The sequence below is a fragment of the Arthrobacter sp. B1805 genome (assembly GCF_002929745.1).
Classification (GTDB): Bacteria; Actinomycetota; Actinomycetes; order Actinomycetales; family Micrococcaceae; genus Arthrobacter_D.
In genome coordinates this window covers 125633-145331 of sequence record NZ_PJIQ01000009.1, presented here as the reverse complement: position 1 = coordinate 145331, position 19699 = coordinate 125633, and the positions used below count along the sequence as shown (strand labels likewise).

The 19699-nt window shown below is 69.3% G+C and carries 17 protein-coding genes; 4 read left to right on the top strand and 13 right to left on the bottom strand.

Annotated elements, in window-relative coordinates; all coding sequences use genetic code 11:
- On the top strand, positions 1-196 hold a 196-nt coding region (locus CXQ96_RS18635), incomplete at its 5' end, for a hypothetical protein (RefSeq protein ID WP_219816128.1).
- Positions 197-447: 251 nt separating this feature from the next.
- Here CXQ96_RS18635 and tyrS read toward each other — a convergent pair.
- The 4 genes from tyrS to CXQ96_RS11925 are packed head-to-tail and all read right to left on the bottom strand — an operon-like array spanning position 448 to position 5308.
- The gene (tyrS, locus tag CXQ96_RS11940) at positions 448-1773 is read right to left on the bottom strand and encodes a tyrosine--tRNA ligase (RefSeq protein ID WP_104118267.1); all 1326 of its coding nucleotides are present in this window, start codon (positions 1771-1773) and stop codon (positions 448-450) included.
- A gap of 12 nt (positions 1774-1785) precedes the next feature.
- On the bottom strand, positions 1786-4038 hold the full coding sequence (locus CXQ96_RS11935; protein ID WP_104118266.1) for an AAA family ATPase: 2253 nt from the start codon (positions 4036-4038) through the stop codon (positions 1786-1788).
- A gap of 50 nt (positions 4039-4088) precedes the next feature.
- The gene (locus CXQ96_RS11930; RefSeq protein ID WP_104118265.1) at positions 4089-4661 is read right to left on the bottom strand and encodes an adenine phosphoribosyltransferase; all 573 of its coding nucleotides are present in this window, start codon (positions 4659-4661) and stop codon (positions 4089-4091) included.
- 2 nt (positions 4662-4663) lie between these two features.
- Positions 4664-5308 carry a DNA-3-methyladenine glycosylase gene (locus CXQ96_RS11925; protein WP_104118264.1) on the bottom strand — a complete coding sequence of 215 codons (645 nt, stop codon included), beginning with the start codon at positions 5306-5308 and terminating at the stop codon, positions 4664-4666.
- A gap of 92 nt (positions 5309-5400) precedes the next feature.
- Between CXQ96_RS11925 and CXQ96_RS11920 the strand changes: the two genes are divergently transcribed.
- Together CXQ96_RS11920 and CXQ96_RS11915 are read left to right on the top strand one after the other, a co-directional pair.
- Positions 5401-6978, top strand: a complete 1578-nt coding sequence (locus tag CXQ96_RS11920) for an AlkA N-terminal domain-containing protein (RefSeq protein WP_104118263.1) — start codon at positions 5401-5403, stop codon at positions 6976-6978.
- Positions 6979-7051: 73 nt separating this feature from the next.
- Positions 7052-7597 (top strand): methylated-DNA--[protein]-cysteine S-methyltransferase, encoded by a 546-nt coding sequence (locus tag CXQ96_RS11915; protein ID WP_104118262.1) that lies wholly within the window; start codon positions 7052-7054, stop codon positions 7595-7597.
- Between the two features lie 36 nt (positions 7598-7633).
- On the opposite strand, the gene CXQ96_RS11910 is transcribed toward CXQ96_RS11915, so the two are convergent.
- The 9 genes from CXQ96_RS11910 to argC form a co-directional block, all read right to left on the bottom strand.
- Positions 7634-9526: an ABC transporter ATP-binding protein gene (locus tag CXQ96_RS11910; RefSeq protein WP_104118281.1), complete on the bottom strand. Its 1893-nt coding sequence runs from the start codon at positions 9524-9526 to the stop codon at positions 7634-7636.
- Positions 9527-9715: 189 nt separating this feature from the next.
- On the bottom strand, positions 9716-11170 hold the full coding sequence (argH, locus tag CXQ96_RS11905) for an argininosuccinate lyase (RefSeq protein WP_104118261.1): 1455 nt from the start codon (positions 11168-11170) through the stop codon (positions 9716-9718).
- Positions 11170-12372, bottom strand: a complete 1203-nt coding sequence (locus CXQ96_RS11900) for an argininosuccinate synthase (RefSeq protein WP_104118260.1) — start codon at positions 12370-12372, stop codon at positions 11170-11172. Before CXQ96_RS11900 ends, argH begins: the two co-directional genes overlap by 1 nt.
- Before the next feature lie 135 nt (positions 12373-12507).
- Positions 12508-13047, bottom strand: a complete 540-nt coding sequence (locus tag CXQ96_RS11895; RefSeq protein WP_104118259.1) for an arginine repressor — start codon at positions 13045-13047, stop codon at positions 12508-12510.
- Positions 13044-14027, bottom strand: a complete 984-nt coding sequence (gene argF / locus CXQ96_RS11890) for an ornithine carbamoyltransferase (RefSeq protein WP_104118258.1) — start codon at positions 14025-14027, stop codon at positions 13044-13046. Before argF ends, CXQ96_RS11895 begins: the two co-directional genes overlap by 4 nt.
- A complete protein-coding gene (locus CXQ96_RS11885; protein ID WP_104118257.1) occupies positions 14024-15325 on the bottom strand; it encodes an acetylornithine transaminase in 1302 nt (433 codons plus the stop codon). The genes argF and CXQ96_RS11885 overlap by 4 nt, the downstream gene beginning before the upstream one ends.
- On the bottom strand, positions 15322-16338 hold the full coding sequence (gene argB / locus CXQ96_RS11880; RefSeq protein WP_104118280.1) for an acetylglutamate kinase: 1017 nt from the start codon (positions 16336-16338) through the stop codon (positions 15322-15324). Before argB ends, CXQ96_RS11885 begins: the two co-directional genes overlap by 4 nt.
- Before the next feature lie 19 nt (positions 16339-16357).
- Entirely contained in the window at positions 16358-17527 is a 1170-nt protein-coding gene (argJ, locus tag CXQ96_RS11875) for a bifunctional glutamate N-acetyltransferase/amino-acid acetyltransferase ArgJ (protein ID WP_104118256.1), read from the bottom strand.
- Entirely contained in the window at positions 17524-18555 is a 1032-nt protein-coding gene (argC, locus tag CXQ96_RS11870; RefSeq protein WP_104118255.1) for an N-acetyl-gamma-glutamyl-phosphate reductase, read from the bottom strand. The genes argJ and argC overlap by 4 nt, the downstream gene beginning before the upstream one ends.
- 106 nt (positions 18556-18661) lie before the next feature.
- Here argC and CXQ96_RS11865 point away from each other — a divergent pair, with 106 nt between their 5' ends.
- A complete protein-coding gene (locus tag CXQ96_RS11865; protein ID WP_104118254.1) occupies positions 18662-19627 on the top strand; it encodes a quinone oxidoreductase in 966 nt (321 codons plus the stop codon).
- The last annotated feature ends 72 nt before the right edge of the window (positions 19628-19699 follow it).

The window sequence follows — 19699 nt, the reverse complement described above, 5'->3', positions numbered from 1 at the left end:
AACCAGCAAATTCAACCAATCAAAAAACAATCGGTATCAACAAACTTGGCACACTATTGAGTTCTCAAACAACAGGAACGTCCGATTACTTGCAAACCCGGCGCTTCCGCGCCTCTCCGGCTTGTTTTCCCTCGTCGTTATGTTCACAGCTTATTTCACTTCGATTTCCCTTGTCAAATCCGCTGCTTTGGCTTAGTGCCCGCAAAATACAAATTCGACAAAGCAATCCCATGACAAATAGAGGTCAATTCCTCGCCCATTTCAGAGCGCACAGACTGACCGCTAGATTTCGAAGGGGTTGGTCACCCTCACCGGGGCAACTCCACAACTATACGACCACCGCACCTCCAACACAAATCCACCCACCACCACCGGCGAACAGCACGGGCCGACACCCTCCCGAGGAGCGTGCCGGCCCGAGCAACAGCGTGCATCAGATCGCAAGGATCATCCGACGACGTCGACCATCGCCAGGTTGCGCTTCCCGCGGCGGACCAGAAGGTAGCGTCCGTGCAGCAAGTCGTCGTCACCGATGATGTGATCGGTGTCCGTGATCTTCGTGTTGTTGACGTAGGCGCCGCCCTCGGCAATCGTGCGACGAGCCGCCGAGTTGCTGGCCGACAGGCCCGATGCGACGAGGAGGTCGACGATGCCCAGGGCATCCCGGGCGACGGACACGGATTCGAGTTCCGCTGTCGCCGCCTGCAGGGTAGGGAGGTCGAGTCCGCCGAGTTCGCCGTTCCCGAAGAGTGCAGCAGAGGCAGCGATGACCTTCTCGGTCGCTTCGACCCCGTGGACGAGCGACGTCACGTCATAGGCGAGGGCTCGCTGGGCCGCCCTCTCGTGGGGGCGCTCAGCGGTCGCCCGCTCCAAATCCTCGATCTCCGACCTGCTGCGGAACGTGAAGATGCGCAACCGCTCGGCCACGTCGGCATCCGAGGTGTTGAGCCAGAACTGGAACATCGCGTAGGGGCTCGTCATCGCGGAGTCCAGCCAGATGGCGTTGCCTTCGCTCTTGCCGAACTTGGTGCCGTCCGAGTTCGTGATCAGCGGCGTGCCGATGGCATGCACACCCTTCCCTTCGACCTTGCGCACCAGCTCGGTTCCGCTCGTGAGGTTGCCCCACTGATCGGACCCGCCCGTCTGCAGCACACAGCCGTAGTCCCGGAAGAGCTGCAGGTAGTCCATGCCCTGCAGGATCTGGTAGCTGAACTCGGTGTAGCTGATGCCCTCGTCCGAGTTCAGGCGCTTGGCGACCGTCTCCTTTTTGATCATCGTGCCCACGCGGAAGTACTTGCCGACGTCACGCAGGAAGTCGATGACGCTCATCGGTCCGGTCCAGTCGAGGTTGTTGACCATGCGGGCCGCGTTGCCGCCCTCGAAAGAGAGGAACCGCTGCACCTGGCCCTGGAGGTAGCCGACCCACTCCGCGACGGTCTCCTTCGTGTTCATGGTGCGTTCCGCCGTCGGGCGCGGATCACCGACGAGCCCGGTGGACCCCCCGACGAGGCCCAGGGGGTGGTGTCCGGCGAGCTGCAGCCGACGCATCGTCAGCAGCTGGACCAGGTTGCCGAGATGGAGACTGGGAGCCGTGGGATCGAAACCGCAGTAGAAAGTGATGGGAGGGCCCGCCAGCAGTTCCTTCAACTCGCCCTCGTCGGTGGACACATACACCAGGCCGCGCCACACCAGCTCGTCGTAGATGGTGCCGAACGACGGATCGTTGTGCTGGCCTTCGAGGCCACTGACCGGGGTATCTGTTTGCTGGGACACCCTCCCAAATTATCAGCCGGCGATACCAGCAGGAATTCGACCGGTCGAGATCATGCGCAGGCGCTGGGTAGGGCGGGTCATCGCGACGTACAGATCACCGACCCTGGCCGTAGCGGAGTCCAGCATTTCCTGCGGTTCGAGGATGACGACGCCGTCGAACTCCAGCCCCTTGGACTCCCGCGGGCTGATCACCACTATGTCCTGGCCCGGCCCGCCTGCTCCGGAGCCGACGCGATCGCCGTATCCCGCCGTCAGGGCACCACGGACGTCGTCGAGCTGGTTCTCGGGAGCGATGACGGCGAGCAGCCCGCCGTCGATGGCCGACAGCTCCTCGGGCATGACGTCCACCAGGGACGGGATGAGCTCCGGCACGGTATCGAGGACGGGACTGAACCTGCCCTCCCGAACGGCCTTGGGCGCCGATACGACCAAACCGGCGGCATTGGCCATGCGGACCGCCGCCTCGGCGATCTGCGACGGAGTGCGGTAATTGACCGTCAGCTCCTCGAGCTGCCACCGGTTCCCCACGAACGGCTCGAGCGCCTGCTGCCACGACCTGGATCCTGCAGCCGAACTCGTCTGCGCGATGTCACCGACGATGGTGAAGGACTTGAGCGGGCACCGCCTCATCAGCAGGCGCCACTGCATCGGCGACAACTCCTGCGCCTCGTCGACCACGATGTGGCCGTAGGCCCACGTGCGGTCGCCCGAAGCCCGTTCCGCCGCCGAGAGTCGCGTCGCGGTGACGGCGTTGTGCTGCGCGAGGTCCTCCGCAGTCAGCACGCCGTCGACTCCGGCGTCCTCGAGTGACGCGTTGACGTTCTCGAGAGCCCGCTCGGCATTGGCGAGATCGCGCTTCTGCTCCTGCTCCTGCGCTGCGCTGTCACGGCCGGCCGATGCGTCGAGCTCACCGAGGAGTTCGGCGGCCTCGTCGAGCAACGGCACGTCGGCTTCGGTCCAGGGCGAGCCGACGGGTCGCGCCAGGGCGGCGAGTTCGGCAGCGTTCAGCTGGGGCGCCGCTGCACGGAGCAGCTCCGGACGCGCGAACAGCTCCGACACCAGCTTCTGCGGCGTGAGCGGCATCCAGGCGAGGTTGAGTGCGATCCGGACATCGCGGGAGCTGCGGACATCTTCCGCCAGGTAGGAGCGGTCGGCATTGTTCCCCCCGCCCGACGACTCCTCGAGCTTGTCCAGCAACTGCTCCGTGAGCTCGCGCAGGAGGGTCTTCACGAACGTCACGCGTGCCTCGTTGTGCGGCTTGCCGGTGGCGCGGGCACGCTCCCGCGCACGGCTCACCTGCCTCGGCGTGAGCGTGAGCATGGTGCCCTCGACGTTGAGCCGCTGGTTCTCCACCGGCACGCGCTCACGATTGGCGACGGCGTTCCTGATGACCTGCGCCATCTCGAGCCGGCCCTTGATGGCGGCGACCTCGTCGTTCGGCTCCTGCACGGTGGCGACACCCGGCATGAGCGTTCCGATCCCGGCCATCACCACGCCGGTCTCGCCGAGGGACGGCAGGACGCGCTCGATGTACTTCATGAAGGCGTCGGTGGGACCCACGAGCAGGACACCTGCCGACTTGAGCCGATCGCGGTGCGTGTAGAGGAGATACGCGGCGCGGTGCAACGCCACGGCCGTCTTGCCCGTGCCGGGACCACCCTGGACGACGGTGACTCCCGGCAGGGGGGCGCGGATGATGCGGTCCTGCTCCGCCTGGATGGTCCCCACGATGTCGGACATCTGGCCGGTACGGCGGGAATTGAGCGCCGCCAGCAGCGCGCCCTCCCCCTGCAGGGACTCATCATCGCCGAGGAGATCCGCGTCGAGGACGTCATCCTCGATGGCGACGACGTCGCGCCGGGACAGGATGAGGTGGCGACGCCGCCGCACACCCATGCGCTCGAACGCCGTGGCCTGGTAGAAGGTACCCGCCTCCGGGGCGCGCCAGTCGACCATCAGCTGACGGAGGTCGTCGTCGGAGAGGCCGATGCGACCGATGTACCGCTTGTCCCCGTCGTCGAGATCCAGGCGCCCGAACACGAGCCTGTCGTCGACCGCGTTCAGCTGGGCGAGGCGGTCCTCGTACATCGTGGCGAAGGCGTCGCGTTCCGACCGGTTCTGGTGGGATCCTGCTGCCTGCGTGCGCCGGACGTCGGCCAGCTGCTGGGCTTTCTCTGCCCGGAGTTCGTCGAGCCGGCGGTACAGGCCGTCGACGTACTCGCGCTCGTGGTCGAGCTCGGCTTTGGCCTGGGACGTCTCATGCATCGGAAACTTCCTTCCAGAAAGGCAGACCGTCAATTCTAGCGCGACGGATGCTACACGGTCTCCAGCGCCCGGACCGGGCGGCCTGCGAGTGTGCGGCGTCCGCCCAGGTCTCCGAGTTCGAGTACGACGCCGCATCCGACGACGACGGCTCCTGCCTTCTCGAGCAGCGTGCACGCCGCCCCTAGCGTCCCGCCCGTGGCGAGGACGTCGTCGAGCACGAGGACGCGGGCACCCGGCGGAAGGTCGGACCGGTGGATCTCGAGCGCCGCCTGTCCGTATTCGAGATCGTACGACTCGCGGAACACGGGGCGCGGCAGCTTGCCGGCCTTGCGCACCGTGACGACGCCGGTTCCGGTCGCGTAGGCGACGGCAGCCGCGAGGAGGAATCCCCGGGCCTCGACTCCGGCGACCGCGTCGAAGGTCCCTGCGTACGGCTCCGCCAGGGCGTCGACCACGGAGCGGAATGAGAGCCCGTCGGCGAAGACGGGAGTGAGGTCGCGGAACATGATCCCGGGCGACGGGAAATCGGGAACGACGGCGCACAGCCGGTCGATGGATTCCTTCGCTTCCGCGGCGAGTGCCGAGGGTCCTGCTGGGTCCTGCGCGCTGTCCGCTCCGCTCATCGTCACGAATCAACCTTACGGGCTGGGCGTTGTTTGCCGGGACGGTACCGGGAAACGGTGGGTTCTCCCGGCAGCCAGAAACGCCACGGGTAGTCCGCTGTCCCGGCGACACCGCTCACTCCAACTCGTGGACCTTGTTCCACCGCCGTCGCTGGTTCCTCCGGGAGGACGAGCCGGAAGGGATCCGCGAATGCATCGGCCCCGTCGAACCGGCGGTCCAGCCCCAGTGCCTGAGCGAGGCGGGCCGGACCACGGGCGAGGTCGAGATCCGACGCCGGATGCGAGCGGCGCTGCCGCGCGAGGTCCGCACCCTCGACGATCTCGCCCGCCCGCAGCAGCAGCCCGGTCGCCCAGCCCTCCCTGCCGCAGACGATGTTGGCGCAGTAGTGCATGCCGTAGGTGAAGTAGACGTAGAGGTGACCGGCAGGGCCGAACATGGACGCATTCCGCGCGGTCCTGCCGCGGAATGCATGGGAACCCGGGTCGTCCGGACCGAGGTACGCCTCCACCTCAGTCACGCGCACGGTGACCTCGCCGTCCTCGTCGCTGTGCGTCAGATGCGCGCCGAGGAGCCAGGGGGCCACGTCGAGCGCGCTGCCGCCGAGCCTGTCCCGACCGTCCTGCGGCGTCCCGCTCTGCTCCGTCACCCGTCGACCGTAGCAAAACCCCGCCGCTGCCCTCCCGCAGCCACGTCCGATTCCCGCTAGTTCCTACCCCTGCGCAATGACAGGATGGCGGCATGGACTTCTGGCAGCAGTACCGCGCGATCGATGCTCGCGACGTGCGATTCGACGGGCAGTTCGTGACGGCCGTCTCGACCACGGGGATCTACTGCCGGCCCTCCTGCCCCGCCCGGACGCCCAAGCCCACCAACGTCACCTTCTTCCGCACGTCGGCCGCGGCGCACGAGGCCGGCTACCGCGCCTGCAAACGCTGCCTGCCGGAGGCCGTGCCGGGAGACCCGGAGTGGAACATCCGTAGCGATACCGCGGCCCGGGCGATGCGCCTCATCGCCGACGGCGAGGTGGACCGCTCGGGAGTGTCCGGATTGGCGGCCGGGCTCGGGTACTCGCCCCGGCACCTGAACCGCATCCTGAAGGACGAGCTCGGCGCGGGCGCTCTCGCGCTTGCCCGCGCGCACCGTGCGCAAACCGCCCGAGCCCTGCTCACCGCTTCCCCGCTGCGCTTCGCGGACATCGCCTTCGCCGCGGGATTCGGCAGCGTTCGGCAGTTCAACGACACCGTCCAGCAGGTTTTCGACCTCACCCCGCGGCAGCTGCGGGACGCCTCCCGGCAGCAGCGCCGCAGAAGGGCGGACGACCCGGTCGGCGACGGCGTGACGACGGGCGGACAGGTCCGGATCTCACTGTCCCTTCCCGTGCGGTTGCCCTACGACAACGGGATCTTCGATTTTCTCGCCGCCCGTTCCGTCGAAGGGGTCGAGTACACCGGAGCCGCGAGCTACGGACGACTGCTCCGGCTGCCGTCCGGTCCGGCCTGGTTCAGGGCGAACGCCGTCGAGCTGCGCGGCAACGGGCAGGCAGCCCTGCCGGTGACGGTCTCGGTGTCGGGTCTGGCGGATCTTCCCGCGCTCCTGACCCGCATCCGGCGACTGTTCGACCTCGACGCCGACCCCGTCGCGATCGATGCGGCCCTGTCGCGCAACCCCTCCTTCGCGGATCTGGTGGAGCGCACGCCCGGCATGCGGCTTCCGGGCTCGCTCGATCCCCACGAGACCCTGGTCCGTGCGATCGTCGGTCAGCAGGTCACGGTCCTTGCGGCGACCGGAGCACTCACCCGGCTTGCGGCGGCAGGCGCCCCCGTGGAGTTGCCCGGTACGCCGCTGGCGAAGCTGTTCCCGTCGGCGGAGGATCTCGCTGAAGCACCGGAACCGCTCCTGCGGGGCCCGCACCGACGCAACCAGGCCCTGCGCTCGGCAGCACGGGCGCTCGCGTCCGGCGCCCTCGAGGTGGGCGTCGGATCCGATCCCGTGACCCTGCGTGCAGCGCTCCTGCAGCTCGACGGCGTGGGACCGTGGACCGCCGACTATGTGATCATGCGCGTGCTCGGGCACCCCGACATCCACCTTCCGTCCGACGCCGCAGTGCGGAGTGGGTGGGCGCGGCTCGAACGGCCGGGCGGAACCCGACCGACGCCGGAGATCACGGCGATCGATCCGCGCTCCTCCCGTGCCTCGCTCGACGACGCGATGGCCGGCGTCAGGCCGTGGCGCTCATATGCGACGCTGCACCTGTGGAGGACCGCAGCACAGCGCACCCGGGATGGGACGTCCCGACCAAGACTCGTCGTCGCCTGACCGGTTTCCTCCTCTTCCGCATCGGCTCCGCACCACCCACCCGTTCCCACCGCATTCGAACGATCGGATCGCCATGACCGCCACTCCTGCCCACGCCGCTACCCTGCACGGCGCCACCACGACCACGCTGGACACGCCCGACGGCGCCTTCACCGTCATCGAAGCGGAGGGCGCGGTTCTCTCGTCCGGATGGACGGACCTCGCCTCGGACCTGATCGGACAGATCCATCCGACCATCAGGGGAAGAAGCTTCGACGCCGCCTCCTCGTCGGTCCAGCCGATCGTCGACGCCGTGTCCCGCTACTACGACGGCGACTTCGGTGCCATCGATGCCGTCCGGGTGGTGCAGGTCTCGGGACCGTTCCGGGCCCATGCGTGGGACGTGCTGCGCACGGTCGAGCCGGGCTCACCCGTCACTTACCTCCAGTACGCAGAGCGCACGGGCAGCCCGAGCGCGGTTCGGGCAGCGGCCGGAGCGTGCGCGAAGAACGCCGCCGCGCTCTTCGTCCCCTGCCACAGGATCATCAGGACGGACGGCACACTGGGCGGCTTCCGCTGGGGGCTGCACGTCAAGCAGCGACTGCTGGATCGCGAGGCCGGGCGACCTGTCGACGGCTGATCGGCCCGACGGGCCCCGGAACACCTCTTCCGGTCGTCATGCGTGCGCGACCAGGCGTTGACGCGCGGCCATGTCGCGGTACAGCTCGCTGTCCTGCAGGAGCTGCTCGTGGGTGCCCACGGCAGCAACCCGCCCCTGGTCGAGTACGACGATCTGGTCGAAGTCGGCCACCGTGGAGAGGCGGTGCGCGACAACGACGACCGTACGGTTCCGTGATGCCTCCCCCAGGGTCTGCTGCAGCAGCTGCTCCGTCCGCGAATCGACGGCGGACGTCGGCTCGTCCATCAGCAGCACAGGACGGTCGGCGAGGATCACGCGGGCCCAGGCGAGGCGCTGGCGCTGGCCGCCCGAAAGCCGGATCCCGTCCTCCCCCAGATTGAGGTCGAGGCCGTCATCGGACCGGTCCCCGAGAGCGTCGAGCCCGACGGCGGCGAGGACGCGTCGGAGTTGCTCGTCGGTCGCGGCCGGTGCGGCCAGTCTCAGGTTGTCCGCCAGCGTTCCGCTGAGCACCGGCGCCTCCTGCTCGACCAGCCCGATGTGCGAGCGGAGGGAGGAACGGTGGAGACCCGGCAGCTCGGTGCCGCCGAAGGTGATGCTGCCGTCCGTGGGCTCGTAGAACCGCTCGAGGAGGGCAAGAACCGTCGACTTCCCCGCTCCCGAGGGTCCGACGAGCGCGGTCCTGCTACCGGCGGGAACGGTGAAGGTGACGCCGTCGAGCACGAGCTGGCCGCGGCCCGGCGGGCCGGTCACCTGTCCCTTCTCCGGCGACTCGTCACCGGCCGGGGCGTCCCCGGCCGGCCCGGCTGGCGACGCCCCGTCGTCGTCCCCGGCGGCGTATCGGAAGCTGACAGCACGGAATTCGATGGCACCACCGACGGGCACCGCCGGCGAGCCGTCGACTCCGGGCCGTGCGCCCGCGGCGGCAGTGCTCGGTGTCGCGGGCACGAGCCCGGTCTCGTCGGACCGCTCGGGGTCAAGGCGGGCGATTTCCTGGATGCGGTCCAGCGCGGCGAGCCCCGACTGGATCTGGACGAAAGCGCTCATGGCCGATCCGATGGGCATCACGAGGAGGAACAGGTACAGGATGAACGCGATCAGGTCGCCGAGCTGCAGCTGGCCGCCGGCCACGCGGATCCCGCCGACGGCGAGGACCACGATGAAGGCACCCTGGACGCAAATGGACATGATGGGTTGCACCGCGGCTTGCAAGCGCGCCATCGCGATACCGGCGCGGAACGCCTTCGTCGCCTCGCCGTCGATCACCACTGCCTCGCGCTCCTCCGCGACCGACGCCTTGATCGTCCGGATGCCGGAGAGCCCGCGCTCGACGGCGGCGGTCATCGACCCGACGGCATCCTGGACGTCGCGGCTCCGCGTGCGGATGAGGCGTCCGAGGAACAGGACGCCGCCTGCACCGAGCAGGACCGCCGAGAGCGTGATGCCGAACAGCAGCGGGTCGATGAGCACCATGAGGACGACGGCGGCACAGAACATCAGGATGGACGACACGATCTCGAAGAGGCCCGAGGTGATGACGCTCCGCATGAGTGTCGTGTCCGAGCCGACGCGGGACATGAGGTCCCCCACGCGCCTGCGGTCGAATTCACGGACGGGAAGGGCCAGCAACTGCCGGACCAGTGACCGGCGCACGCCCAGCACCACGGACTCGGCCGTGCGCTGCAGGAGGTAGGACTGCGCTGCCCCGAAGACAGCGCCGCCGAGGGTGATCGCGACGAGGAACCAGATGAACACCGTGGCCGGTCGACTCGCCGACACGGCGTTGACGAGTTGCTGAACCATGAGCGGCTGGGCGATCGAGAGGCCGGTCGAGATCAGGGAGACGACGGCGACAAGGAGGAGGACGCGCACGTGCCCCTTCAGGTAGGGGAAGAACTCCCGGAGGGAGGCACGCTGGGCGGTGGGCTGCATGCTCACACCCTGCGTCCGCCGTCGCGCACGTGCAAGGGGCTTCGCGACGGGCGTAGCGTCGGCCGGACTGCCGGGCATCCATGGAAAAGGTGCAGGATGGTGCGGGCCGGTGCAGACCGGTGCGGTGCGGCGCGCTTCCGTCAGGAACCGCGCCGCACCCGCCAGGATCAGGCCGGGAGCAGGCCGGGATCAGCCTGCAGCGTATCCTCCGACGCCGTCGAGTTCCGTCTTCAGCGCTGCGAGCTGGAGGCGGACGGCGGCAGGAGCAGTACCGCCCTGGGCATCGCGGCTGGCCAGCGATCCTTCGACCGTGAGCACCTCGCGCACGGCGGGCGTCAGGTGCTCGGAGATCCCCGCGAATTCCTCGTCCGTCAGGTCCCAGAGTTCGACACCGCGCCGCTCCGCCACGCGGACAGCCGCGCCGGACAGTTCGTGCGCCTCGCGGAAGGGCACCCCCTGCCGGACGAGCCACTCGGCGATGTCCGTTGCCAGGGCGAACCCCTGCGGCGCCAGGGCAGCCATGCGCTCCGTGTTGAAGACGAGCGTCGCGATCATCCCGGAGACGGCCGGCAACAGGACCTCGAGCGTGTCGACGGCGTCGAACACGGGCTCTTTGTCCTCCTGGAGGTCACGGTTGTAGGCGAGAGGCAGACCCTTGAGCGTCGCCAGCAGACCCGTGAGGTCACCGATCAGCCGCCCGGCCTTGCCACGCGCGAGTTCGGCCACGTCGGGGTTCTTCTTCTGCGGCATGATCGAGGATCCGGTCGAGAAGGCGTCGTCGAGCGTGACGAAGGAGAATTCCTTCGTGGCCCAGATGATGATCTCCTCGCTGGCCCGGGAGAGGTCGACGCCGATCATCGCCGCGACCCAGGCGAACTCCGCGTAGACGTCCCGGGCTGCGGTCCCGTCGATGGAGTTGTGCGTAGCGGAGAAGAATCCGAGGTCGGCCGCGACGGACTCGGGATCGAGCCCCAGCGACGATCCGGCGAGGGCACCGGACCCGTAGGGGGAGATCCCGGCGCGCCGGTCCCAGTCCTGCAGGCGCTGCACATCGCGCAGCAGCGCCCAGGCATGGGCGAGCAGGTGATGGCTCAGGAGCACCGGCTGCGCGTGCTGCAGGTGCGTACGCCCGGGCATGGGCGCCTCGAGGTGCGCCTCCGCCTGGTCGACCAGCGCGGTGATCGTCGCCAGGACGCCCCGGGCGATGATCCTCGCATGGTCCCGCAGGTACATGCGGCCCAGCGTCGCCACCTGGTCGTTCCGTGAGCGGCCGGCACGTAGCTTGCCTCCCAGCGCCGGGCCCGCGCGTTCGATCAGGCCGCGCTCGAGCGAACCGTGCACGTCCTCGTCGCTCTCCGCCGGGACATAGGCACCCGAGCGCACGTCGGCGTCGAGGCGATCGAGGGCGTCCAGCATCCCCGCCAGCTCGGCGCCGTCGAGCAGGTTCGCGCGGTGCAGCACCCGGGCGTGCGCACGGGAGCCCTCGATGTCGTACGTCGCCAACCGCCAGTCGAAGTGCGTCGACTTGCTCAGGGCCGCGAGGGCATCGGCGGGGCCGCCGGCGAACCGGCCGCCCCACAGTGAACCCTCGTTCGTTCCGCCCCTGGCTGCGGCGTCCGCGACGCCGTCGTGCGCTGGAACCATCAGGCGCCCGCCCGCTGGTCCCGGCTCGACGCCACCTTGGAGGACAGGCCGAAGATCTCGATGAAGCCGCGCGCCATCGACTGGTCGAAGGTGTCGCCGGAGTCGTAGGTCGCGAGGTTGAAGTCGTACAGCGCCACGTCGGAGCGACGGCCCGTGACCGTCGCACGTCCACCGTGGAGGTCCATGCGGATATCGCCCGTGACGTACTTCTGCGTGTCGTCGACGAACGTGTCGAGCGAGCGCTTGAGGGGCGAGAACCACTGGCCGTCGTACACCAGCTCGGTCCAGCGCTGATCGACGGTCTTCTTGAAACGGGCCTGCTCGCGTTCGATCGTGACGTTCTCGAGTTCACGGTGGGCGGCGATGAGGGCCATGGCGCCCGGTGCCTCGTAGATCTCGCGGCTCTTGATGCCGACCAGACGGTCCTCGACGATGTCGATGCGGCCGATGCCCTGAGCACCGGCACGTCGGTTGAGCTCCTCGATGGCCTGCAGCGGCGTCACGGCGTTGCCGTCGATGGCGACGGGGATGCCCTCCTTGAAGGAGATGATCACCTCGTCCGCCGCGGGCGGGAACTCGGGCGACGCGGTGTAGTCGTACACGTCCTTGGTGGGGGCGTTCCAGATGTCCTCGAGGAAGCCGGTCTCGACGGCGCGGCCCCAGACGTTCTGGTCGATGGAGAACGGGTTCTTCTTGGTCGTCTCGATCGGCAGGCCCTTCTCCTCGGCGAAGGCGATGGCCTTGTCCCGCGTGAGGGCGAGGTCGCGGACGGGTGCGATGCACTTCAGGTCCGGACCGAGGGTCTGGATGCCGACCTCGAACCGCACCTGGTCGTTGCCCTTGCCGGTGCAGCCGTGGGAGACCGTGGTGGCGCCGAATTCACGCGCCGCGGCGACGAGGTGCTTGACGATCACGGGTCGTGACAGCGCCGAGACGAGCGGGTAGGAGTCCATGTACAGCGCGTTGGCCTTCAGGGCCGGCATGCAGTATTCGGTCGCGAACTCGTCGCGGGCGTCCGCCACGTAGGCTTCCACTGCGCCGCAGCCGAGGGCGCGCTGGCGGATGGTCTCGAGGGATTCCCCGCCCTGTCCGACGTCGACGGCGACGGCGATGACCTCGGCGCCGGTGGCTTCGGCGATCCAGCCGATGGCGACGGAGGTGTCGAGTCCGCCTGAGTAGGCGAGGACGATGCGTTCGGTCACGGAATATGCTCCTTCAATGGTCCGGGCTGTCGCCCGTGAGGTTATGTGGTCGTGGTGGGTCTGTGTGTGGTCGTTCGCGTGAGGCTCATCGTGCGGTAGCGCTGCCCGCTCTGTGCCAGCGTAGCGGCGCGGGCATCACGCCGGTTCGCCGGCCCCTTGCGCTTCCTGGGCCAGCCCGAGGAAGCGCTCTGCGACGGCCGCCCCGCCGTCGACGTCCCGGCTGACGAGCATCACGGTATCGTCCCCCGCGATGGTTCCCAGAATGGACGGCATCACGGAATGGTCGATGGCCAGGGCGAGGAAGTTCGCGGCGCCGGGCGGAGTGCGCAGGATGACGATGTTCCCGGACGACTCGGCAGTCACCAGCAGTTCGTTGCACAGCTTCGCGAGGCGCGCGTCGAGGATCTCCTGGGAGACACCGCTCTGCACGTGGCGACCGCCTCCCTCCACGGGCACGGCGTAGATGAGTGCACCGTCCGCACCCCTGACACGCACCACGCCGAGTTCGACCAGGTCGCGGGACAACGTCCCCTGGTTGACCTGCACGCCGTCCGCTGCGAGCAGCGTCGCGAGCTCCGCCTGGGAACGCACGGACTGCGCCGTGAGCAGGTCGGTGATCCGTGCGTGACGGGCCGTCTTCGTGGTGGGCCGCGTCGAATCGCGCTGCACCGTCATGCGGAGGGTCCCTCCGCCTCGAGCGGCACCGACCGGCTCGAGCCGGCCGACCGGGCGACGAGCCATGTCATGAGCGCCTTCTGCGCATGCAGCCGGTTCTCCGCCTCGTCCCATACGAGTGACTGGGGCCCGTCGATGACGTCCGCGGAGATCTCGTAGCCGCGGTAGGCGGGCAGGCAGTGCAGCACGACGGCGTCCGGCGCGGCCTTCGCCATGGCCGCCGCGTCGACGGCGTAGGAGCGGAAGAGTTCCTGCCGTGCCGCCTTCTCGTCCTCCTGACCCATGGACACCCAGGTGTCGGTGGCGACGACGTCGGCACCGGCAAGGGCGACAGCGGCGTCCGACGTGACGAGGACCGACCCGCCGGTCTCGGCAGCCCGCTCCTCGGCGGCGGCGACGACGGCCGGGTCGGGAAGGTAGCCCTCCGGCCCGGCGATGCGCACATGCATGCCCGCCGTCACGCCGGCCAGGAGGTAGGAGTTCGCCATGTTGTTGGCGCTGTCCCCGAGATAGGTCATCGTCAGCCCTGCCAGGGCTCCCTTGTGCTCCCGGATGGTGAGGAGGTCCGCGAGCAGCTGGCACGGGTGGTAGTCGTCGGAGAGGGCGTTGATGACCGGCACGCTCGACGCCGCAGCCATCTCCTCGAGTCCCGCCTGCGCATAGGTGCGCCAGACGATCGTCGCGACCATCCGCTCGAGGACCTTCGCCGTATCGGTGATCGACTCCTTGTGCCCGAGCTGCGAATCCCCTGCGCCGATGATCAGTGGAACTCCCCCGAGGTCGGCGATCCCGGCCGCGAAGGAGACGCGCGTGCGGGTCGACGTCTTGTCGAAGATCACGGCGACCGTCTTGCGGCCGGCCCCCTCTCCCGCGAACGGGGCGTGGGAGTAGGGGCGTGCCTTGAGTTCGGCGGCGAGGTCGAGGACCTCGGCCTGCTCGGCGGGCGTGAGGTCGGTGTCGACGAGGAAGTGGCGCGTCATGCTGTTGCCTCCCGGGCGGTGGTCAGGGCGGTGGCGAGGATCGCGGGCAGGGCGTCGAGGAACGTCTCGGCCTGCTCGATGGTGAGGATGAGCGGCGGAGCGAGGCGGATGGTCGACGGACCGGTCGCGTTGATGATGAATCCTGCAGCTAGCGCAGCCTGCACTGCAGCCGGCGCGTGATCGCCGTCGAGGTCGAACCCGATCAGCAGCCCCTCGCCCCGGACGGCGGTGACTCCCTCGATCCCGGCGAGGCGCGAACGGACGTGGGCGCCGACGTCGCACACGTGCTGCAGGGCGCCGGACGCCTCCAGGGCGTGCAGCGTCGCGAGTCCCGCGGCCGTCGCCACCGGATTGCCGCCGAAGGTGGTGCCGTGCTGGCCTGCCGAGATCAGGGTCGAGACGTCCTCGCCGAACGTGACGAGCGCGCCGACCGGGAACCCGCCGCCGAGTCCCTTGGCGAGGGTCATGGCGTCCGGTGCCACGCCGTCCGTCCACTGGTGCGCGAACCAGCGGCCTGTCCGGGCGATACCCGACTGGACCTCGTCGAGGATGAGCAACGCGCCGTGCTCGCGCGTGAGCTCCCGCGCTGCGCGGAGGTACGCGGCGGAGAGCGGGCGGACTCCCGCCTCACCCTGGATGGGTTCGATGACGAGCGCGGCCACTGTGCCGTCGAGGGTTGCCCGGAGCGCGTCGATGTCGCCGAACGGCACGTGCTCGACTCCGCCCGGGAGCGGCTCGAACGGCTCGCGGTATGCCTGCTTCGACGTCAGGGCGAGTGCGCCCATGGTGCGGCCGTGGAAGGCGCCCTCGAGGGCGATGATGCGGTGCCGCTCGGGCGTGCTGTTCCGGCGGGCCAGCTTGAAGGCGGCCTCGACGGCTTCCGTTCCCGAGTTCGTGAAGAACACGCGCGAACCGGACGGGGCCTGCGAGAGGGCCAGCAGCTTCTCGGCGAGCGCCACCTGCGTGGGGCTCGTGAAGAAGTTCGAGACATGCCCGAGGGTGGCGAGCTGGCTGGAGATCACGGAGGTGACGAAGGGGTGCGCGTGGCCCAGGGCGTTGACGGCGATCCCGCCGAGGAGATCGAGGTACTGGTTACCGTCCGCGTCCCAGACATGGCAGCCGGAGCCTCGCACGAGCACGCGCTGCGGCGTGCCGAACACGCCCATGAGCGCTCCGTTGTACCGGGCGAGCCAGGCCGCACCGGAATCCCCACCGGTGAGGAGGTCGACCGCGCCGGCAGCGGCTACCCCGGATTCCGCGGCATGCCTGCCCGTGGTGGCGATGCTGGTCCCGTTCATGACGAAGCTCCTGCGCTGAAGGTGGTGTGTGCGTCCGCTGCTATCGAGGGAGCCGTGGCGCGGTCCGATACCGCACGGGTTCCGCCGGCGTCGTCGGGCACGACCTGCGTTCCGATGCCCGCGGTGGTGAAGGTCTCCAGCAGCATGGAGTGGGCCAGGCGCCCGTCCACGATGTGCGCCCGCTCGACGCCGGCCTCGACAGCCTGCAGGCACGCCTTCATCTTGGGGATCATGCCCGATTCGAGGCTCGGCAGGAGTTCCCGGAGCTGAGCCACGGAGAGCGACGAGATCAGCGACGAGCGGTCCGGCCACGCGGCGTACAGGCCCTCGACGTCGGTGAGGATCACGAGCTTCGACGCTCCGAGCGCAGCGGCGAGCGCTGCAGCGGCGGAATCGGCGTTCACGTTGAGCACCTGCTGCGTCGCCTCGCCGTCGGCGTCGTACTCGGGGGCGACGGTCGAGATCACGGGGATGCGCCCCGCCTGCAGGATGTCGAGGATCGCGCCCGGGTGGACCGCGGTCACCTCGCCGACGAGACCGAGGTCCACCGGCTCGCCGTCGACGACGGTGCCCGTCCGGACGGCGCGGAGCAGGCCGCCGTCCTCCCCCGACAAGCCGACGGCGTAGGGCCCGTGCGAGTTGATGAGGCCTACGAGCTCACGGCCCACCTGCCCCGTCAGGACCATGCGGACGACGTCCATGGCCTCGGGAGTGGTGACGCGCAGACCACCCTTGAACTCGGACTCGATGCCCAGCTTCCCGAGCATCGCGTTGATCTGCGGACCGCCGCCGTGCACGACGACGGGACGGATGCCGACGTGGTGGAGGAAGACGATGTCCTCCGCGAAAGCGCGGCGCATCTCCTCGTTCACCATGGCGTTGCCGCCGTACTTGATGACCATCGTGGTCCCGGCGAAGCGCTGGATCCACGGCAGCGCCTCCATCAGGGTCGCTGCCTTGTCCTGCGCCCTGAGTGTAGAGGCCGAAGGGCCTGTGTCCGTGTCGGTTCCCATGCCGGTCATGTCTCCCCCTTCAGCTCGAGTAGGCCGAGTTCTCATGCACGTACTCGTGCGTGAGGTCGTTGGTCCAGATCGTCGCGCTCGCGGCTCCGGCCGCGAGGTCGATCTCGACGGTGACGTCCCGCCCGGTCAGGTCGACGAGGTCCCGGGAGTCGCCGATGCCGCCGTTCCGGCAGATCTGGACGCCGTTCATCGACACGTTCAGCCGGTCCGGTTCGAAGGCCGCGTCCGTCGTGCCGACCGCTGCGAGAACACGACCCCAGTTCGGGTCGTTGCCGAAGATCGCGGTCTTGAACAGGTTTGAGCGGGCGACGGCGCGGCTGACCGTCTCGGCATCGCGTTCGGACGCTGCGTTGACGGTCCGTACCGCGATGGTGTGGCTGGCGCCCTCGGCGTCGTTGATGAGCTGCGCGGCGAGGTCGAGGCAGACGTCGGTCAGGGCCGCGGTGAACTGGGCCTGGTCGGGTGCTATGCCGGCGGCACCGGACGCGAGCAGCACGACGGTGTCGTTGGTGGACATGCAGCCGTCGGCATCGGTGCGGTCGAAGCTCACACGGGTCGCTTCCCGCAGCGCGGCGTCGAGGGCCGCGGGGTCCAGTGCCGCGTCCGTCGTCAGGACCACGAGCATCGTCGCCAGGCCGGGTGCGAGCATACCGGCACCCTTGGCCATGCCGCCGATCGCGTACCCCTCGCTCGCGGAATCCGCCGTCGCCGGGTAGCGCGCCTCCTTGGGCACCGTGTCCGTCGTCATGATCGCCTCGGCCGCGGTCGGTCCCCCTCCCCTGCCGAGCGACCCGACAGCGTCGGTCACTCCGGCCAGGAACTTGTCCATCGGCAACTGCTCGCCGATCAGGCCGGTCGAACACACGAAGACGTCGCTGGCCGAGACGCCGAGGAGGTCGGCCGTGACCTCGGCCGTCCTGTGCGTGTTCTGGAATCCCTCGGGGCCGGTGCACGCGTTGGCACCTCCCGAGTTCAGGACGACGGCGTCGACGCGCCCGTCCGAGACCACCTGCCGGGACCACAGCACGGGCGCAGCCGCCACCCGGTTGGAGGTGAAGACGGCGGCGGCGTTGTGCAGGGGCCCGTCATTGACGACGAGCGCGACGTCGGGCTTGCCGGTGCTCTTGAGGCCGGCGGCAACGCCGGCGGCCCGGAACCCGCCCGGATAGGTGATGCTCACGGTGCGATCCCCTGGATGCTCAGGCCTGCGGTCTCGTCGAGTCCGAGGGCGATGTTCATGGACTGCACGGCTCCGCCGGCAGTTCCCTTGGTGAGGTTGTCGATGACGCTGCTGACGATGACCCGCCCGGCATGGTCGTCGAAGGCGAGCTGGAGGCTCGCGTAGTTGGAGCCAAGGACGGACTTCGTCGCGGGCCACTGCCCTTCCGGCAGGATCCTCACGAAGGGTTCCTGCGCGTAGGCCAGCTCCCATGCCTCGCGCAACTGCGCATAGCCGACCCCGGGGCGTACCCTGGCCGTCGCCGTCGTCAGGATGCCCCGGGCCATGGGCGCGAGCGTCGGGGTGAAGGAGAGCGAGACGCGCTCACCCGCGGCGAGGCTCAGGCCCTGCTCCATCTCCGGCGTGTGGCGGTGTCCGCCGCCGACACCGTAGGGGCTCATGCCTCCCATCACCTCCGCCCCGATCAGATGGGGCTTCGCGGCCTTGCCGGCGCCGGAGGTGCCGGACGCCGACACGACCACGACGTCGTCGGGCTCGAGGAGCCCCGCGGCGAAGCCGGGCGTGAGCGCAAGGAGGACGCTCGTCGGGTAACAGCCCGGCACCGCGATGCGACGGGCGCCCACCAGTTCCGCGCGGCGGCCCGGCAGTTCCGGGAGGCCGTAGGGCCAGGTGCCGGCGTGCGCCGATTGGTAGAACTTCTCCCACGCGGCGGGATCCTCGAGGCGATGGTCCGCCCCGGCGTCGATCACGAGCGTCTCCGGCGACAGCTGGGCCGCAACCTCGGCGCTGGCGCCGTGCGGGAGTGCGAGGAAGACGACGTCGTGTCCGGCCAGAACCTCCGGCGTGGTCTCCTGTAGCACCCGGTCCGCCAATGCATGGAGATGGGGCTGAAGGGTGCCGAGGCGCGATCCGGCGTTGCTGTGGGCCGTGATGGCCCCCACTTCGATGTCGGGGTGGTTGGCCAGGAGGCGCAGGAGCTCGCCCCCGGCGTAGCCGCTGGCGCCCGATACTGCTGCGGAGAACGTCATGTGCTCCAGCGTACAGCAAAGGTATGCAGTGTCGCACATAACTATGCATGCATCCTGCCCGGCTTCGGGAATAGCATGATGGGACTCCACCGAAAGGACCCGCCCCATGCCCTCTGCCATCGTCGTCACCGAACCCGGCGGCCCGGACGTCCTCACGCTCCAGACGGTCGACCGCCCCGTGCCCGGGCCGGGCCAGCTCCTGGTGCGGGTCGCCGCCGCCGGAGTGAACTTCATCGAGACCTACCAGCGCAGCGGTGCCTACGCCGTGGAGCTCCCCTTCACGCCGGGGGCGGAGGCAGCCGGGACGGTCGAGGAGATCGGCGAGGGCGCGGCGGGTTTTGCGCCCGGCGACCGCATCGCATTCGCGGAGGGCAGGGCGACCTACGCGGACTTCGCCGTCGTGGACGCGGACAAGGCGCTACCGGTACCCGCCGGTGTGGACCTCGAGACCGCAGCCGCGCTGCCGCTGCAGGGCATGACCGCGCACTACCTCATCAATTCCACCTTCCAGGTCCAGCCCGACCACACGGTGCTGCTCCACGCGGGAGCCGGCGGCGTCGGCCTGCTGCTCATCCAGTTGCTCAAGTCCAGGGGCGCGCGAGTGATCACCACGGTGTCCACGCCCGAGAAGGAGGACCTGGCGCGCCGTTCTGGCGCCGATGAGGTCCTGCGGTACGACGGCTTCGCCGAAGCGGCGCGGACCCTGACGGACGGCACAGGGGTCGACGTCGTGTTCGACGGCGTCGGCAGGTCGACGTTCGAGGAGTCGTTGCGATCCCTGCGGATCCGCGGCACGCTCGTGGTCTACGGGGCGGCCTCCGGCGCAGTGCCGCCCTTCGACGTGCAGCGGCTCAACAGCGGCGGTTCGCTCTTCGTCACCCGCCCCACCCTCGCGCACTACCTGCTCACGCCCGAGGAACGGCGCTGGCGCTCCGAGGAACTCTTCGGCGCCGTCGCCGCCGGTCACCTCGACGTCCGGATCGGTGCCCGTTACCCGCTCGCCGACGCGGCCAGGGCGCACGAGGACCTCCAGGCGCGGCGGACCACCGGCAAGGTGCTGCTCATCCCCTGACCCCTGCCCCGCACAGTCGAAGGCCCGCCCACACGCACGGTGTGGACGGGCCTTCGGTCGTCGCGGGCTCCC

Bases quoted from the DNA above. Each gene is read 5' to 3' on its own strand.
- CXQ96_RS11935 (WP_104118266.1), bottom strand. From the start codon at position 4,038: ATGCATGAGACGTCCCAGGCCAAAGCCGAGCTCGACCACGAGCGCGAG.
- CXQ96_RS11930 (WP_104118265.1), bottom strand. From the start codon at position 4,661: ATGAGCGGAGCGGACAGCGCGCAGGACCCAGCAGGACCCTCGGCACTC.
- CXQ96_RS11920 (WP_104118263.1), top strand. From the start codon at position 5,401: ATGGACTTCTGGCAGCAGTACCGCGCGATCGATGCTCGCGACGTGCGA.
- CXQ96_RS11915 (WP_104118262.1), top strand. From the start codon at position 7,052: ATGACCGCCACTCCTGCCCACGCCGCTACCCTGCACGGCGCCACCACG.
- CXQ96_RS11910 (WP_104118281.1), bottom strand. From the start codon at position 9,526: ATGCAGCCCACCGCCCAGCGTGCCTCCCTCCGGGAGTTCTTCCCCTAC.
- argH (WP_104118261.1), bottom strand. From the start codon at position 11,170: ATGGTTCCAGCGCACGACGGCGTCGCGGACGCCGCAGCCAGGGGCGGA.
- CXQ96_RS11895 (WP_104118259.1), bottom strand. From the start codon at position 13,047: ATGACGGTGCAGCGCGATTCGACGCGGCCCACCACGAAGACGGCCCGT.
- argF (WP_104118258.1), bottom strand. From the start codon at position 14,027: ATGACGCGCCACTTCCTCGTCGACACCGACCTCACGCCCGCCGAGCAG.
- CXQ96_RS11885 (WP_104118257.1), bottom strand. From the start codon at position 15,325: ATGAACGGGACCAGCATCGCCACCACGGGCAGGCATGCCGCGGAATCC.
- argB (WP_104118280.1), bottom strand. From the start codon at position 16,338: ATGGGAACCGACACGGACACAGGCCCTTCGGCCTCTACACTCAGGGCG.
- argC (WP_104118255.1), bottom strand. From the start codon at position 18,555: ATGACGTTCTCCGCAGCAGTATCGGGCGCCAGCGGCTACGCCGGGGGC.
- CXQ96_RS11865 (WP_104118254.1), top strand. From the start codon at position 18,662: ATGCCCTCTGCCATCGTCGTCACCGAACCCGGCGGCCCGGACGTCCTC.